The organism is Pseudogemmobacter hezensis, from assembly GCF_013155295.1.
Classification (GTDB): Bacteria; Pseudomonadota; Alphaproteobacteria; order Rhodobacterales; family Rhodobacteraceae; genus Pseudogemmobacter; species Pseudogemmobacter hezensis.
Window position 1 is genome coordinate 1 of sequence record NZ_JABJXT010000055.1, and the last position, 2,498, is coordinate 2,498.

The following is a 2,498-nucleotide window of genomic DNA, read 5'->3' on the forward strand; positions in this document are numbered from 1 at the left end:
GCCCGGCTGTAGCTCGACCAGTTCGTTGTGCGAAAAAGAGGGATCGGCTTGCTCATAGAGCCAACCTAACCCGCTGACTCACAAACATGAATCCATGAGCCGGCCGGATAGTGCAACAAAGCCCTTCCGCTGCGAGACGGCTCTCATCCGCCTCCTGAAATTTATCGGGTGGCCCCAACCAACGCAGAGCATCCTCATAGAATCCATGAGACAACAAGCGCCGAGCCACCTTCACATTCACATCTCGGGCTCCTGAAAATGATTCTTTTGATTTTACCGCCTCTATTATAAAAATATCGTCTGGCGCCAGCTCAACTGCCACCCTCCACAGATCTTCCGATGAGGCGCGATCTTGGGGAAGAAGTGAAAACGCAGACTCGAAGCGTCCCGACATTGCCAGTGACAGAATCTCAGCCCGCTTCATGCGGGCTTGGGGCAGGCCGTACGAATAATCCACGGATAGTGCCTTCAATTCATCTGCCAGATCATCCTCTACAGCCCGCTTAATGTTGTAAGAGGATTCTGCAATTATAATCGCTGCATGGGCCGCATTAGGCCCTGGATCTTCGGAAACAGCGGTAGCCACGGAAAGCGCATCGGTGGCATTTCCGTTTACGATATCGAACTCTGCGTCCAATAGAAGAATTGCACGGTCATGATCGCCGGAGCTTCTCATCATAGTGCTACGTAAACGATACGCCGTCTCGTTCTCACCAATGCTCAACAAATACTCAGCGATGGGTGGACCGACATGGTCGCGCAAGTCCTTCGGCAGTTCAGAAAAACTACGTGCAATAGCAGCCCCATTTGGTGCGCCATATCCCGCGTCGCCTCCATCGAGAGCAAGAGAAAGCACCGCCCAAAGCGCTGCAACGGTATCACAAGTCTCCATCCCGTCGAAGGCGCCTTCCGGACCGATTTCGAGATCTACAAGATAGGTTAGATCCCGTAGCGGATGGTATGCTTCGATATCCTTTGCATCTGGCAGCAGTTCCAAAATTTGCCGCGCCTCAGCACCAAACCCTAATCCAATAAATGCCTTTACAGCTTCGAGAACCGCCGTGCCATCTGGCTCATCGAACTCGCCAAGAAGATCGGCCCGGGCGCGCGAAATCTCTGATGTGTACTGGCTTGCCTGCGCCCATCTGCCTACGTCGGTTAATTGTTCCGGTAGACAAGGCCGACCATCTATCGTCAAATTTGGAGCTGGATTGGTTCGGGTGGCGGTGTGCAAGCCAGGCAATTCTCCATTCGACACTCTGAAACCAAGCGCGTCACCTAGCAACCCACTATATATTTCATGTTCAGGGATATCAGCCCATGACTGAACAACGCCATCGGCTACACCTCTCTCAATTTGTAAAAGCAAGGCATCGCGCAAAGGTACAATTTCTTTATGGACGTCTATTTGATTACTATTTTCAGCCTCGACTAAAGACAAATCATAATTGAAGTACTGCTGGGCGTATTTATTTTTCGCCATATTTTTTTCGCCAAAATACCAGTCAAGCATACTGAATTCATCATTCATCACCTCATTGTCACTGACAATCACACCCGAACCCGCACCCCCTCCCCCAATAATTTCATTTAGCTGGTATTCGAACACTGAATCAGACGGCGCCACACCGCTTCTGATATCTATTGCTACCATCGTTGAGGATGCCTGAAATGCAATCGCATAGCATACGCATGGAACAACGAAATTAAGAATCCGCTCCCGCCCATCATAGACTATGCCAGATAATCTTTCTTTGGGAATCTTATCAAAAGCTTGCCGCGTATCGTAGTCTTCTATTTCACGCGAAGCAACAAATCCATACCCCTGCGAGGTTCTGCCAAAGCTCCAGCCTTCCGTGTTGCTTGCATTAATAACAATTCTTGTGAAATCGACATGCTCTCCGCCCCGAACCACTGCTGTTTCAGCGACAGCATATCCTGCAGTCATAGCAAGCAGAGTTACCCCGATATGTAACACGACCTTCATGCTGCTTCTTGCTTTAATGAACGAAGAGCTTCTTCGAGATTCCCAAAATCGGGCCTCATGTGATGTGGTGTGTTCTGGCGGCCAACCTCAATACATATATTTGCGGGATGGCGATGTAGATTTGCTACCAGAACCTCCCGAATAAGATTGTAGAAATGGGCATCATCTTCGACAACTGCTTTGACGCGCGCAGCAAATGGCCCCATCAGTCCGTATGCAAGAAAAACACCCAGGAATGTGCCGACGAGTGCACCGCCGATCATTTTACCCAAGATCTCTGGAGGTTGATCGATCGACGACATGGTTTTAATCACGCCCAAAACGGCTGCCACGATACCAAGCGCTGGCAAGCCGTCTGCCATGTTCTGCAAAGCGTGACTGGAATGGGCTTTGTTGCGCTATTCGGCTTGGGGGCGCAGATACCCCTTTCCCGGTTATCTTCAGCGCATGCGGACGGTCTCGGGCGTTCCGAGTGATGTGAAGCGGTTCATGAGTGCGATGCGGATCTGAA

1 protein-coding gene and 1 pseudogene are annotated in these 2,498 nt (G+C 50.5%); both read right to left on the minus strand.

From position 1 onward, the window contains the following. Positions 1-52: 52 nt before the first annotated feature. Positions 53-1,987, minus strand: coding sequence for a hypothetical protein (locus tag HOY34_RS21735; protein WP_172366756.1), 1,935 nt, complete (start codon positions 1,985-1,987; stop codon positions 53-55). Then, positions 1,984-2,373: pseudogene (locus HOY34_RS21740) on the minus strand (MotA/TolQ/ExbB proton channel family protein); the annotation flags it as partial. The pseudogene HOY34_RS21740 and the gene HOY34_RS21735, both read right to left, overlap by 4 nt. Between the last annotated feature and the right edge of the window lie 125 nt (positions 2,374-2,498).

Coding starts and splice junctions, on each gene's coding strand:
- HOY34_RS21735 (WP_172366756.1), bottom strand. CDS start 1,987: ATGAAGGTCGTGTTACATATCGGGGTAACTCTGCTTGCTATGACTGCA.